The organism is Ciceribacter sp. L1K23 (assembly GCF_018122705.1).
GTDB lineage: Bacteria > Pseudomonadota > Alphaproteobacteria > Rhizobiales > Rhizobiaceae > Allorhizobium.
The window spans coordinates 761691-775817 of sequence record NZ_JAGRRC010000001.1; the positions used below are offsets into that span (position 1 = coordinate 761691).

General features: G+C 61.9%; 13 protein-coding genes and 1 tRNA gene. 3 read left to right on the top strand and 11 right to left on the bottom strand.

All coding sequences use genetic code 11. The features are described from left to right. Nucleotides 1–109 precede the first annotated feature (109 nt). Nucleotides 110–186 (bottom strand) — tRNA-Met (locus J5J10_RS03475). Between the two features lie 169 nt (nucleotides 187–355). After that, on the bottom strand, nucleotides 356–1552 hold the full coding sequence (mnmA, locus tag J5J10_RS03480) for a tRNA 2-thiouridine(34) synthase MnmA (protein WP_211931124.1): 1197 nt from the start codon (nucleotides 1550–1552) through the stop codon (nucleotides 356–358). A gap of 287 nt (nucleotides 1553–1839) precedes the next feature. On the opposite strand from mnmA, the gene dgcA reads away from it, so the two are divergent. Next, nucleotides 1840–2826 (top strand): N-acetyl-D-Glu racemase DgcA, encoded by a 987-nt coding sequence (gene dgcA, locus J5J10_RS03485; RefSeq protein ID WP_211928852.1) that lies wholly within the window; start codon nucleotides 1840–1842, stop codon nucleotides 2824–2826. Here the strand turns inward: dgcA and J5J10_RS03490 are convergent, their stop codons facing one another. From J5J10_RS03490 to J5J10_RS03530, 9 genes are all read right to left on the bottom strand, one after another. Then, entirely contained in the window at nucleotides 2827–4407 is a 1581-nt protein-coding gene (locus J5J10_RS03490; RefSeq protein WP_211928853.1) for an FGGY-family carbohydrate kinase, read from the bottom strand. Beyond that, complete coding sequence (locus J5J10_RS03495; protein WP_211928854.1) at nucleotides 4407–5117, bottom strand: HAD family hydrolase; 711 nt, start codon at nucleotides 5115–5117, stop codon at nucleotides 4407–4409. Before J5J10_RS03495 ends, J5J10_RS03490 begins: the two co-directional genes overlap by 1 nt. Nucleotides 5118–5127: 10 nt before the next feature. After that, nucleotides 5128–6609: a mannitol dehydrogenase family protein gene (locus J5J10_RS03500; RefSeq protein WP_211928855.1), complete on the bottom strand. Its 1482-nt coding sequence runs from the start codon at nucleotides 6607–6609 to the stop codon at nucleotides 5128–5130. Nucleotides 6610–6644: 35 nt separating this feature from the next. Beyond that, nucleotides 6645–7421, bottom strand: a complete 777-nt coding sequence (locus tag J5J10_RS03505) for an L-iditol 2-dehydrogenase (RefSeq protein WP_211928856.1) — start codon at nucleotides 7419–7421, stop codon at nucleotides 6645–6647. After that, entirely contained in the window at nucleotides 7418–8416 is a 999-nt protein-coding gene (locus J5J10_RS03510) for an ABC transporter ATP-binding protein (RefSeq protein ID WP_211928857.1), read from the bottom strand. Before J5J10_RS03510 ends, J5J10_RS03505 begins: the two co-directional genes overlap by 4 nt. 11 nt (nucleotides 8417–8427) lie before the next feature. Beyond that, nucleotides 8428–9252 (bottom strand): carbohydrate ABC transporter permease, encoded by an 825-nt coding sequence (locus J5J10_RS03515; protein WP_208553892.1) that lies wholly within the window; start codon nucleotides 9250–9252, stop codon nucleotides 8428–8430. An 11-nt stretch (nucleotides 9253–9263) separates the two neighbouring features. Next, on the bottom strand, nucleotides 9264–10136 hold the full coding sequence (locus tag J5J10_RS03520) for a sugar ABC transporter permease (RefSeq protein ID WP_211928858.1): 873 nt from the start codon (nucleotides 10134–10136) through the stop codon (nucleotides 9264–9266). 165 nt (nucleotides 10137–10301) lie between these two features. Next, nucleotides 10302–11615, bottom strand: a complete 1314-nt coding sequence (locus J5J10_RS03525) for a sugar ABC transporter substrate-binding protein (RefSeq protein ID WP_208553894.1) — start codon at nucleotides 11613–11615, stop codon at nucleotides 10302–10304. 153 nt (nucleotides 11616–11768) lie between these two features. Further along, a complete protein-coding gene (locus J5J10_RS03530; RefSeq protein ID WP_211928859.1) occupies nucleotides 11769–12722 on the bottom strand; it encodes a sugar-binding transcriptional regulator in 954 nt (317 codons plus the stop codon). Nucleotides 12723–12893: 171 nt separating this feature from the next. Here J5J10_RS03530 and J5J10_RS03535 point away from each other — a divergent pair, with 171 nt between their 5' ends. Both J5J10_RS03535 and J5J10_RS03540 read left to right on the top strand, forming a co-directional pair. Next, nucleotides 12894–13694 (top strand): HpcH/HpaI aldolase/citrate lyase family protein, encoded by an 801-nt coding sequence (locus tag J5J10_RS03535; RefSeq protein WP_211928860.1) that lies wholly within the window; start codon nucleotides 12894–12896, stop codon nucleotides 13692–13694. Nucleotides 13695–13721: 27 nt separating this feature from the next. Further along, complete coding sequence (locus tag J5J10_RS03540; protein WP_211928861.1) at nucleotides 13722–14117, top strand: VOC family protein; 396 nt, start codon at nucleotides 13722–13724, stop codon at nucleotides 14115–14117. Nucleotides 14118–14127: the final 10 nt, after the last annotated feature.

Genomic DNA, 14127 nt, shown 5'->3' on the forward strand with positions numbered 1-14127 from the left:
CTGGAGCAGAGGACTTTGCAAACCATCGACAACCCGTTCGGCACGAGGTTGTCACCCATGTCTTAGGTACACGATGTTACCTATGTCTTCGGTATGGACAGGAAATTTTTGGTAGCGGAGGAGGGATTCGAACCCCCGACACAAGGATTATGATTCCTCTGCTCTAACCTACTGAGCTACTCCGCCGGGTTCGGCGACCGGGATTTGCAAGTGCTTTGAAAGCGTCCGGCCGTCAGGTTGAGCGGCTTATAGGTCGGGGCGGGGCGGACTGTCAAGCGCGGTATCGCAAAAAGAAAAGCGCAGTGCAAAACCGGGTTTTTGCCTTGCGGACGCAAGGCTTAGGGCGCCGCCGCGGTCAGGCGGCGACGGGGCTAGCGAGCAGGGTCTTCAGCGCGGCTTCCGCGTCCGCGGCGCGTTCGGAGCGTTCGATGAAGCCGCCGCCATAGACGCGCGCGTCGGCGCCCGGGGCGGAATAGATGACGCAGGCCTGACCGGCGGCGACACCGGCTTCACCGATGGCGAGATCGACGTAGATCCCCTTTTCGTCGGCATGCAGCGTCGCGGGGGTCGGCGGGCGGGTGGAACGTACCTTGGCGTAGCAGGCAAAGCCGTCGGCGGCTTCTTCGGCCACCGTCAGATCACCCAGCCAGTTGACGTCGCGCAGATAGATACGATGTGTTTCTAACGCTTCCTTGGGGCCGACGATGACGCGCTTGGAGCGGGCGTCGAGATAGACGACGTAGAGCGGTTCGCCCGTGGCGACGCCCAGGCCCTTCCGCTGCCCGATCGTGTAATGCAGGATGCCCTCGTGGTGGCCGAGCACGCGTCCGTCGAGATGGACGATATCGCCGCCGAGCGCTGATTCCGGCTTCAGCTTGGTGATGATGTCGGCATACTTGCCCTGCGGCACGAAACAGATGTCCTGGCTGTCGGCCTTCTGGGCGACGACGAGGCCCATCTCTTCGGCAAGCGCGCGCACCTCCGCCTTCGACATGCCGCCAAGTGGAAAGCGCAGATAGTCGATCTGTTCCTGCGTGGTGGCGAACAGGAAGTAGCTCTGGTCCCGCTCGCTGTCGATCGGGCGGAACAGGGCGCGGTGGCCGGGATCGTTGGCGAGCGGCACGGATTTCGAGCGGATGTAGTGGCCGGTCGCCAGCGCGTCGGCGCCGAGTTCCTTCGCCGTCGCGAGCAGATCGGCGAACTTGACCGTCTGGTTGCAGGCCACGCACGGGATCGGCGTTTCGCCGGCGATATAGCTTTCCATGAACGGGTTGATCACCGTATCGCGAAAACGCTGTTCGTAGTCGAGCACGTAATGCGGGATGCCGAGCGTTTCGCAGACCCGGCGGGCGTCGTCGATATCCTGTCCGGCGCAGCAGGAGCCTGCGCGGTGAACGGCGGCGCCATGGTCGTAAAGCTGCAGCGTGATGCCGAGGACGTCATAGCCTTCGCGTTTCAGAAGACCGGCCACGACGGATGAATCGACGCCGCCGGACATGGCGACGACAACGCGGGTATCCTCGGGTCTCTTGTCGAAATCCAGCGTGTTCACGGGCATCGTCTCTTCTGGGCGCGTTGCGGCCGTTCGGTCATCGACGGGAAGGCGGTCAAGCGCGAGGGCACTGTTCCGCCCCTTTGAATGTTGACGGATATAGAAAGGATTGGGCTTGCACGCAAGGGGAGGGGCGTTTTGAGGCCCCGCAGCCAGTTGCGTGGTGGGCTTGAGGGCTGTTTCACCAAGCCGCTTCCTTCAACATCCGCCGCATGCGAGTTTGCGGGTGATTCATGAGGAGAGCCGTCGATGTTCCCAATTCTTTTCCGCCATCACGAGGTTCGGCGATGACGTCGCTTACGCTTACCGTCGTCGAAGAGCGCTTTCCCGTTGCCGGTGCTTTCACGATCTCGCGGGGGTCGCGCACCGAGATCCGGGTGGTGACGGTGACGTTGTCCGACGGGACGTTCATCGGGCGCGGCGAGTGCGTGCCCTATGCGCGATACGGCGAGACGGTGGAAGGCGTCATTGAGACCATCGCTGGGCTTAAGGACGATCTCGCCCGGGGATTGGACCGGGCCGGATTGCAGTCACGCCTGCCGCCGGGGGCAGCGCGCAATGCTCTTGATTGCGCCTTTTGGGATATCGAGGCCAAGGGGGCTAGCAAGCCGGTCTGGCAGCTCGCCGGGCTTGCGGAGCCGGTGACGCTCGAAACGACCTACACGCTTTCGCTCGGGACGCCGGAGACGATGCACGCGGCGGCGAAGGCGAATGCGCATCGGCCTTTGTTGAAAGTTAAACTCGGGCATGACGGCGATCTCGAGCGCATCGAGGCGGTGAGGGCCGGCGCCCCCGCATCGAAGATCATCGTCGATGCCAACGAGGGATGGAGCGTCGAGCAATACCAGGCGCTGGCGCCGGCCTTCCTGCGGCTCGGCGTGGCGCTCGTGGAGCAACCGCTGCCGGCCGGTGAGGATCAGGCGCTGGCGACGATAGCGCGGCCCTTGCCGGTCTGCGCCGACGAGAGCTGCCACGACAAGGCGTCGCTCGCAAAGCTCAAGGGCCGCTACGACGCGGTCAACATCAAGCTCGACAAGACGGGTGGACTGACGGAGGCGCTGGAGCTCTTGAGCGCCGCGCGGGCCGAGGGCTTTTCGATCATGGTGGGCTGCATGCTCGGCACGTCGCTCGCCATGGCACCGGCTTTCTATGCCGCGCAGGGGGCGGATTACGTCGATCTCGACGGGCCGCTGCTGCTTGCCGCGGACCGGGACGACGCGATCCGCTATGATGGCGCGATCATGTATCCGCCATCTCCGCGTCTTTGGGGCTGATCAGAGTGCCGTCAGCTCGGCGCGGTGTTTCTGCATCAGCACGAACCGGGCGAAGTCGATGTCGTAGTGTCGTCGCCGTTCCGGATCGGCCGGGCGTGTGCGACCGCCGGCAATCATTGCGCTTCCGGCCGAGGCGAGATCCGGGTGCAGCCTTGCAGCGGTCGCGGCGTTGATCGCGGTTCCGACCAGCACCGCGTCGTCTGTTTCCGGGATCAGCAGGTCACAGCCCGTGACATCGCCATAGAGTTCGACAAGCAGCGGGTTTTTCACGTGCCCGCCCGTGACGAGCAATTGCTGAGGGTGGAAGTCTCTGTTGTGCATGTAGTCGAGGATCTGGCGCAGGCCGAGCGCGATCGCCACGCAGGCCCGCCAGTAGATGCGGCAGAGCCCGTCGAAGGAACTGTCGAGAGTGAGGCCGGAGATCACACCTGTCAGTGTTGGATCGGCGAAGGGTGAGCGGTTGCCGTGAAAATCCGGCAGGATGTTGACCTGCCCGGCAAAACCGTCTCCTTCGGTGGCGCGCAGTTCCTGGATGCGGGCGATCACCTGCTGATGGCGTTCCGTGGTCGGCTCGCCGCCGGCGGAATGCACGCGGATCAGGTGGTTGAGAAGTCCGCCGGTCGCCGACTGTCCGGCTTCGACGAGCCATTGTCCGGCAAAAACCGTGTCCCGGAAAGGTCCCCACAGGCTGCGACCGAAATTCGGGACAGATGAGAAGCAGATCAGGCAGCTTGAGGTGCCACCGATCAGCGCCGCCTGACGGCGGAGCGTCTCGCGGCTACGGGCGGAAGCACCGAGCACTCCGAGCGCGCCGGCATAGGCGTCGATCATGCCGGGCGCAACCGCGATGCCGGCATCGAGGCCGAGCGCGGCGGCGGCGGTTTCGGACAACTGTCCGATCGGTTCTCCGACAAGGACGCCTTCAGCGGGCAGAGACCCCCGCGTGGTCAGATCTTCCAGGTCCATGCTTCGGAGGAAGCTGCGGCTCCAGCCTTCCTGTTCATGCGCTGCGAAGTTCCATTTCGAGGTCAGGGTGCAGAGCGATCGCGCGGTGCTGCCTGTCGATTTCCAGGTCAGGAAGTCAGAAAGATCGAAGAAATGGCCGGATTTTTCCCACAGCTCGGGCCGGTTGCGCTTCAGCCACATCAGCTTCGGCATCTGCATCTCGGGCGAGAGCATCTCACCGGAATGGGCAAGCAGGGGATGGCCGCTAGCGTTTATCTCTTCGGCTTCCGATACCGCGCGATGGTCGAGCCAGGCGATGGTGTCGAAGGCGAGGCCATCCTGTTCTTTCAGAACGAGAGGACCGCCGCCGCTGTCTCGCAGCACCAGCGAGCAGGTCGCGTCAAAGGCGATCGCCGCGATACGATCGGCCGTCAGTTGAGCGGCCGAAAGCGCGTCGCGGACCGCGAGGGACGTGGCGCTCCAGATCTGCTCGGAGGAGTATTCCGCCACATGGTCGCCGTCGTGGCGCATATGAATCGGATGTTCGCGGCGACTCAGCAGTCGTCCGCTCGCGCTGACGACGCCCGCGCGCGCACTGCCCGTTCCGACATCGACGGCAATCACGTGATCGCGCATTACGGCTTATTTCCATCCCTGCTCATATTTTTGGAGACAAGGTGGAGCAAATCACCCATGGCGTCAAACACGGCGTCGGCATGAAGCGCTCTGATCGCGTCGCCGAAGGCAGGATCTCTTGCGTGAGAGCCGCCGAGGAAGGCGAAAACCTTCATTCCCGCGGCCTTTGCCGCAGCGATTCCGGCTGGACTATCCTCGATCACTATGCAATCGGCCGGGTTGCGGTCCATCGACCGTGCGGCAAAAAGAAACAGGTCGGGTGCGGGTTTGCCATGATCGACCATGCTGGCAGAAAAAATACGCGGGGCAAAGCGCGGCAGGATGCCCGTGACGGTCAGTGAAAGCTCGATCCGCTCCGGCTGCGAGGACGAGGCGACGCACCAGTCGATTCCGGCGGTGGTGAGGGCGCCCAGCGCATCGGCGATACCCTCAATCGCCTGCAATTCTTCCTGAAAGCGGTCGTAGAGTTTCAGGCGCATCGCACTCAGGAAAGCGTCGTCGATCGAAAGGCCATACTCGTCACGCGCCGTGGCGATCATCGAGGCGAGACTGCGACCCAGAAAGAGCTCGCGGGCGCGCGTTTCGTCCATCGGCGCGCCGGCTTCGGCCAGGGCCTCGACGAGCACGGCGAGCGAAATCGGTTCGCTGTCAACGAGAACGCCGTCGCAATCGAAGATGATCAGGGGGGTCTTCGATGTCGCTGTCGTCATGCCGTCTCGTTCAGTCGAGTTTGCCTTCCAGATATCGGGTCAGGGTCTCGGCTGTTCCCACGTTGCGGAGCGAGGTGAGCGCCCCGGCGAAGCGGCGCTGGAATAGCGGATTCGTACCGACGCTGCCGAAGATGTCGGAAAGTGCCAAGAATGCAAGCGGATCCTTGCGCGAGGCCACTGCGGTGGTGTGCAGCCGTTCGGCATTCGGGTCGTTGAAGACGATTTCCTTGCCGCTGTCCGACTTGCCTTCGAAATAGCGGCACCAGAGTGCAGAGACCAAAGCAAGCCCGACCACGTCCATTCCTTTTGCGAGGCGATCTGCAGTGGAGGGTAGGATGAATTTCGGCTGGCGATTGGAGCCGTCCTGAGCAAGGCGGGGGATGGTGTCGCCGATCTTCGGGTTGGAGAAGCGACGTTCGATCAGGTCGAAATAGTCGTCGAGGCTGGTGTTCGGGACCGGCGGAACGATCGGGATGATTTCTTCCTTCTCCAGCTTGGCGAGGAAGGCACGGATCAGGTCGTTCTCCATCGCTTCATGGACAAAGTGAATGTCCATCAGCGCCGCCGGATAGGCGATCGCGGCATGGCCGCCGTTCAGAATGCGCAGCTTCATCAGTTCATAAGGTGCGACATCCGGAACGAATGTGACGCCGACCTTCTCCAGCGCAGGGCGGCCAAGCGGGAACTTGTCTTCAAGAACCCACTGCTTGAACTCCTCGCAGAATACCGGCCACGAATCCTCTATGCCGTAAGTCTCGCGCGTGATGTTGATTTCGCGCTCGCCTGTGGCGGGCGTGATGCGGTCGACCATGGCATTCGGAAAGGCGACGTTCTCGTGGATCCAATGTGCGAAGTCAGGATCGGAGAGTTTCGCGAGACCCGTGACCGTTGCCTCCGTTACCTCACCATTGCCGGGAATGTTGTCGCAGCACATGACGGTGAAGGGCGGCGCGCCGGCCGCGCGCCGGGTCTTGAGGCCGGCGATGATCAGGCCGAAGACGGACTTCGGACTTTCCGGATCGGCCGCATCGGCCACCATCGCGGGATGCTTCGGGTCGAACTTTCCGGTGGCGGGATCAATGAAGTAGCCACCTTCGGTGATCGTCAGGGACACGATGCGGATTGCCGGATCGGCCAGCTTGGCGATGATTGCCTTGTAATCCGGGGCGGTGAGGATATCGACCATCGGGCCGGTGACCGTCGCGGACGAGCGGTTGTTGTCCTGCTCCACCACCGTGGTCAGAAAATCCTGCGCGGCGAGCTTGTCCTTCATGCGCTGATCGCTCGGCATCACCCCTGCGCCGATGATTGCCCAATCGTGGTCCAACCCTTTTTCGAAGAGTTCGTGCAGGTAGATCGCCTGATGCGCGCGATGAAAATTGCCGACGCCGAAATGCAGGATGCCTGCCTTCAGCTGGTCGTGCCGATAGGAGGGAACGGCGGCCAGCTTGGCGGCTTCTTTCAGGGTGGCGAGCGAAAGCTTGCAGGTCATATCAGTGTCCTCGATCGGTAAGCTGGCTCCGAGGCTCAGCTCATCCAGTTGCCGCCGTCGACATTGTAGGTCTGGGCGACGATGTAGTCGGCCTCGCTGGAGGCCAGGAAAATTGCCATGCCCGTCAGATCCTCGGCACGGCCCATGCGGCCGAAGGGCACGGCTTCGCCGACGAGCTTCTTCTTCTCGCCCCGCGGCCGGTTCTCGTATTTCGCAAACAGCGCGTCGACGCCGTCCCAGTGCTCGCCATCGACGACCCCCGGTGCGATAGCGTTGACGTTGATACGATGCTTGATGAGGTCGAGCCCGGCAGACTGGGTGAGGGAGATGATGGCGGCCTTGGTGGCGCAATACACTGCCACCAAGGCCTCACCCCGCCGCCCCGCCTGGCTTGCCATGTTGATGATCTTTCGGCCCTTGCCGCGAGCGATCATCGACTTCGCCGCCGCCTGTAGCATGAAGAGCGAGCCGGCAACGTTGATAGAGAACAGCCGGTCATAGCTTTCTCGGGTGATGTCGATGATCGGCGCGAGGTCGAAGAGCGCGGCATTGTTGATCAGGATGTCGAGGCCGCCGGTCTTTTCCTCGACGGCCTTTACGGCGGCGTCGATGGAGGACTGGTCGGTCACATCAAGCTGTATGGCATAGGCGGACGGGCCGATGGCGTTGGCCGTTTCTCCGGCGCGAGCGATGTCGATGTCGGCAATCGCGACGGTTGCCCCTTCGCGGACATAGGCTTCCGCAAAGGCGCGGCCGATGCCACGGGCCGAGCCCGTGATCAGCGCCGATTTGCCGGAAAGCCTGCCAGTCATTGCGCCATGCCCTTGTCGTCGAAGCGGTGGATGCGGGCATCATCCGGCGTGACGTACACGGTATCGCCATGGCGGACCGGCATGTCGCCGCTGCAGCGCGCGGTGATCGTGCCCACGCCTTCGGTGTCGATATGGAGGAAGGTGTCAGAGCCGAGATGTTCGGCGATGATGACCCGGCCCTTCCAGGCGCCCTCCGTGGTGGAGAGCGTCACGTGCTCCGGGCGAATGCCGATCGTATGCGCGTTCTTCGCGGTCGCCGGGGCTCCGGTGATGAAGTTCATCTTGGGCGAGCCGATAAAGCCGGCGACGAAGAGGTTGCGCGGGCTCTTGTAGAGATCAAGCGGAGAGCCGACCTGCTCGATGCGGCCCTTGTTCAAGACGACGATCTTGTCGGCCATGGTCATGGCCTCGACCTGGTCGTGGGTGACGTAGATCGACGTTGCCTTGAGCTTCTGGTGAAGCTCGGAGATTTCGAGCCGCATGTTGACGCGCAGCGCGGCGTCGAGGTTCGACAGCGGTTCATCGAACAGGAAACATTCCGGCGAGCGGACGATAGCGCGGCCGATGGCGACGCGCTGGCGCTGGCCACCGGAGAGGTTGCGGGGCTTGCGGTCGAGATAGTCGGTGAGATTGAGGATCTTGGCGGCCTCCTCGACCTTGCGGTCGATCTCGGCCTTGTCGACCTTGGCCATCTTCAGCGGGAAGCCAATGTTCGAACGCACACTCATATGCGGGTAGAGTGCGTAGGACTGGAACACCATCGCAAGACCGCGCTGCGACGGCGCCTTGTCGGTGGCGTCCTTGCCATCGATCAGGATTCGGCCCCCGGACACGTCTTCAAGGCCGGCGATCAGTCGAAGCAGCGTGGACTTGCCGCAGCCCGACGGACCGACGAAAACCGCGAACTCGCCATTGTTGATCTCGAGATCGATCGAGGGAATGACCGAGACCTCGCCAAAGGTCTTCGAGACGTTCTGAAGCGTGATGCTACCCATCTTCCTGTTCCTTACTTCACGGCGCCGAAGGTGAGGCCGCGGACGAGTTGTTTCTGGCTGAACCAGCCGAGGATGACGATCGGGGCGATGGCAAGCGTCGAGGCCGCCGAAAGCTTCGCCCAGAACAGACCTTGCGGACTGGAGAAGGACGCAATGAACGCTGTCAGCGGCGCCGCGTTGGTCGTTGTCAGCCGGATGGTCCAGAAGGCCTCGTTCCACGCGAGAATGATGTTGAGCAGCATGGTGGAGGCGATGCCGGGAACCGCCATAGGTGTGAGCACATAGATGATCTCGTTCCACAACGAGGCGCCATCCATGCGCGCGGCTTCTAGGATTTCGCCGGGAATCTCGCGGAAATAGGTGTAGAGCATCCATACGACGATCGGCAGGTTGATGAGCATCAGCATAATCGTCAGGCCGATGCGGGTGTCTAGCAGGCCGAAATCCCGGAACATCAAGTAGATCGGCACGAGAACGGCGACGGCTGGCATCATCTTGGTCGAGAGCATCCACATCAGGATGTCCTTCGTGCGCTTGGTCGGAGAGAACGCCATGGCCCAGGCGGACGGGATCGCCACCAGCAGCGCGAGAATGGTCGAGCCGACGGAAATGATGACCGAGTTCATGAAGGGCTTGAAGTAGTCGCGCTGCGTCTGGACCGTCACATAGTTCTCGAGCGTGAAGGACGGGATCAGCCTGAAACCCTGAATCGCCTCAGTCTCCGTCTTCAGCGAGGTGATGATCGTGTAGAGGATCGGGAAGAAGATCACGAGGGCCACGATCCATGCGAAGACGGTAAAGGCGATCTTTCTGCGGGTGCTGACGGCGCGTGCCATGATCGTTCTCCTTACCTGTCCAGGTTCTTGCCAACGGCGCGCATCAGGAAGAAGGCGACGATGTTGGCGAGGATGATGGCGATGATGCCGCCGGCCGATGCGCCGCCGACGTCGTAGCCGAGAAGCGCGGTGCGGTAGATCAGGAACACCAGGTTGGTGGAGGCGTAACCGGGGCCGCCATTGGTGGTGACGAGGATTTCCGCATAGACGCCGAGCAGGAAGATCGTTTGGATCAGGACGACGACCGTGATGGCGCGGGCGAGGTGCGGCAGCGTCAGGTAGATGAACTGATTGATGAAGCCGGCGCCATCCATCTCTGCCGCTTCCTTCTGTTCGCCGTCGAGCGACTGAAGCGCGGTGAGCAGAATGAGTGTCGCGAACGGCAACCATTGCCAAGCGACGATGACGATGATCGAGAAGAGCGGATATTGGGCGAACCAGTCCACCGGCTGCAAACCCAGCCAGCGGTTGATATCGGCGAGCACGCCGTAGCCCGGGTGCATGATCATATTCTTCCACACCAGCGCCGCGACCGGCGGCATAACAAAGAAGGGCGAAATGATCATGATGCGCACGATGCCCTGGCCGAACATCGGCTGGTCGAGCAGCAGGGCGATGGCGATGCCGCCAACAACGGTGATAAAAAGCACGCCGCCAACAATCAGCAGCGTGTTCCAGATCGACTGGAAAAACGCGGGGTCGGTGTAGAAAAACCGGTAATTGAACAGGCCGGCGAAGCTGACGTTTGCCGGGTTGAGGAGATTGTAGTTCTGGAACGAGAACCACAGCGTCATCGACAGCGGCACGATCATCCAGATCAGAAGAAGGGCGACGGAAGGCGCCATCATGAGACGGGCAAGCGTCCGGGTGTTTTGCGTAGCCATGGGTAAAATCTCTTCCTAGAGGCCGGCGTCTTCCGTAATCGGGCGCTGCGGCTCGTCTTTCCAGGCGGGACTGTATCCGGAATTGATCCGCGCGGGCCACCGATCCGCTTTATTTTGGGGTGCCGCCCGGGCCTCGGCCCGGACGGCTCTTTCGGGAGGAGAGCCTTACTTGATGTAGCCGGCGCGGGTCATTTCGCGAACCGAGACCTGCTGGGCCTGGGCGAGCGCGTCGTCAACCGACATCTGACCTGCAAGGGCTGCCGAGAAGAGCTGGCCGACCGTGGTGCCAAGACCCTGGAATTCCGGGATGGCCACGAACTGCACGCCGACATAAGGCACCGGCTTGACCGTCGGGTTCTTCGGGTCGGCGGCGTTGATCGAGTCGAGCGTCATCTTGGCGAAAGGTGCAGCCTTCTGGTATTCCGGGTTCTCATAGAGCGAGGTGCGGGTGCCCGGAGGAACGTTTGCCCAACCTTCCTTGGAGGCGACCAGTTCGGCGTACTGCTTGCTGGTTGCCCAGGCGATGAACTTCTCGGCTGCTTCGACCTTCTGCGAGCCGGCCGGGATGGCGAGGTTCCAGGCCCAGAGCCAGTTGCCACGCTTGCCAAGACCGGTATCGGGAGCCAGAGCGAAGCCGACCTTGTCGGCAACGGTCGAGTCCTTCGGGTTCGTCACGAAGGAAGCCGCCACAGTGGCGTCGATCCACATGCCGCACTTGCCCTGCTGGAACAGCGCCAGGTTCTCATTGAAGCCGTTCGACGATGCACCCTGCGGGCCGGCGTCGTTCATCAGCTTGACGTAGAAGTCGAGCGTGTTCTTCCATTCCGGCTGGTCGAACTGGGGGTTCCAGTTTTCGTCGAACCAGCGGGCGCCGAAGGCGTTGGACGTGGCCGTCAGGAAGGCCATGTTCTCGCCCCAGCCGGCCTTGCCGCGAAGGCAGATGCCGTTGATGTCGTTGGCGCGGTCGGTCATCTTGCGGGCGGCGTCAGCCACGAATTCCCATGTCGGGGCATCGGGCATGGTCAGGCCGGCCTTCTCCATCAGGTCCTTGCGGTACATGATGAACGAGGATTCGCCGTAGAACGGAGCGGCATAGAGCTTGCCGTCATCGCCGGTCAGACCCGAACGAATGGCCGGCAGCAGATCGTCGACATCATAGTCGGCGCCGAGGTTGTCGAGAGCGACAAGCCAGCCCTGCTTTGCCCAGATCGGAACTTCATAGGTACCGATGGTCATGATGTCGTACTGGCCACCCTTGGTGGCGATATCCGTCGTGACGCGTTCGCGCAGGACGTTTTCTTCCAGCGTGACCCATTCAACCTGGATGTCGGGGTTGGCCGACGTGAATTCCGACGTCAGACCCTGCATGCGGATCATGTCGCCATTGTTCACGGTCGCGATGGTGAGAGTTTCGGCAGAGGCCATTCCAGCCAGTGCCAGTGCCGAGCAGGCGCCCAGCAGAATCGTCTTGAAAGTCATAACTTCCTCCCAGAAGAGAAATGAGCATTCGCTTTGCTCATGGGCAATTACTCACTTTTGCCGGTGAGAATGTCAATGCGGAATCAATGCTGCGCTGCCGAAAAGGGCAGTCAAGCAATTGATTAAGAAACGATAAATGTGTGTGAAGGGGGGTCAGTCTTGCAGCAGGAAGCGTGCTGCATCCTCATCGGTAATGAGGGCGTTGATGTGCCGGCCCCTGAGAGCTGCCCTGATGGCAACATGCTTGCGGCGGCCTCGTGCCAGGCCGATGACACAGGAGGTCTCGATTGACGGCAGCGGCAAACTGGCGATCCGTTCGTTGACGGGATTGTCGACGAGCGCACCGTTTTCGTCGAACATCCAGCCGCAGATTTCGCCGATGACACCGGCGGCCATCAGGCTCTTCACCTCGTCCGGATTGAGGAAGCCGTCGAGCAACAACGGTGCCTGTGGATCGACTTCGCCGACACCGACGAACGTTACGTCGGCCTTCGCGCCGAGCGCCAGCGTCGGTTTGACGAGCGCCTGCTGATGGAGCAGGTCACGTTCGGCCTTGGACGAGACAATAACCGGCAGCGGCATCGGAAAATGCCGCGCCTTGATGGCGTCGGCCATCGAGAAGATGACGTTGTAATAGGCAGCGGAGCCGTCGGGGCTGATGTTGCCGGTCAACGAGACGATCCGGTGCTGCGGACACTCCATCGGCGACAACTGGTCGACGGCAGCGCGCAGCGTTCGACCGGTACCGATGGCGATGATCAGTGGGTCGGTCTGTTTCAGCCAGCGCTCAAGTTCCGCCGCACCAGCTTCCGCGATACCGGCATGGCCGCCGTCAGAGCCCGGTGCGCTGGGCGTGACCTCGACCTGGCGCAGATCATATTTGTCCCTGAGGGCCTGGGCGAGCTCAATGCATTCGGCGATGGGATGGTCGAGGCGGACCTTGATCAGTTTCTCCGCGATGGCAAGCGAGACCAGCCGCTGGGCGCTCTGGCGGGAGATGCTCATGGCGGCGGCGATCTCGTCCTGCGTCTTGCCGGCAACGTAATAGAGCCAGCCCGCGCGTGCGGCGTCGTCAAGTCTTCCGGTGCTGCCTATGCGTCTTGCCATGATCTCCCCTCGGTCGAATTTGGTAGCGGCGGCGCCAAGGGGTGTCAATCAGAACCGGCGGTTTGCCCAGTGTGACAATCAGCGTACCGAAATTCGGCTGGCCGGGGCTTGTCAAGCGGTAGGTCGGGTTGCATGACAACTTACTGAACAGCAAGAATAAGGACACGGACAATGTCGGCACCCGTCAACCAGTTCAAACGCGACATCCAGGAGGGCAAGAGGCTGTTAGGCCTCTGGACGGCGCTGGCAAGTCCGCACGCGGCAGAGATCTGCGCAGGCTCGGGATTTGACTGGATCCTGATCGACGGAGAACACGGGCCGAACGATATTCCGCTTCTGACGCAACAGCTTGCCGCCGCCGCGCGTCATCCCGCCCATGCGGTCGTTCGCCTCCCCGTAGGCGAGACCTGGATGATCAAGCAGGCGCTCGACATCGGCGCGCAGAGTATTTTGATTCCGATGGTCGACACGCCGGAACAGGCACTTGAGATGGCGCGCGCCTGCCGGTATCCGCCCGATGGCGTGCGCGGTCTTGGCGCGTCGCTGGGCCGGGCGTCGAACTTCGGGCGGGTGCCCAATTATGTCGAAACCGCCAACGAACAGATCGCGTGTCTTGTGCAGATCGAGAGCCGGCTGGCAATTTCAAACCTTGATGCGATCACCAAGACCGACGGTGTCGACGGCGTGTTCATTGGACCAGCGGATCTGTCCGCTGATATGGGGTTTGCCGGCAGTCCGCGTGCGCCGGAAGTTGTGAAGACGGTTGTCCAAGCTATTGGCCGTATCCGTGAACTTGGTAAGCCGGCGGGGATCATGACGACGGATCAAAACCTGATCGACAAGGCAATCGAGGCTGGCGCAAATTTTGTGGCGATTGGTAGCGATGTCGGTCTGCTGGTCAAGGCCGCAGCCGATCTGGTGGCTCCGTACAAATCCACGGCGGCAACGCCTTCAAAACCCTCGCTCTACTGACGGTTATTTTTCATTTAGGAGAAACGCATGGCAAAGATGATCCATTCGATGATCCGTGTTCTGGAAGAGGCGCGCTCCGTTGAATTCTACCGGACGGCATTCGCACTAGACATCGCCGAGCGGCTCGACTTCGAAACCTTCACGCTGATCTATCTCAGCAATCCCGAGACGGAGTTCGAGCTCGAACTGACGGTCAACAAGGGGCGGGACGAGGCCTACGACCTGGGCACCGGCTATGGCCATCTCGCCGTCAGCGTCACCGATCTGGACGCGGAGCACCGGCGCATGGACGACGCGGGTTTGGCGCCCGGCAAGATCGTGGAGTTCAACCGGGACGGTTCGCTGTTTGCCCGCTTCTTCTTTGTCACCGATCCGGATGGCTACAAGATCGAGGTGCTGCAGCGTCACGGGCGCTTCAAGTAAACCATGTTCA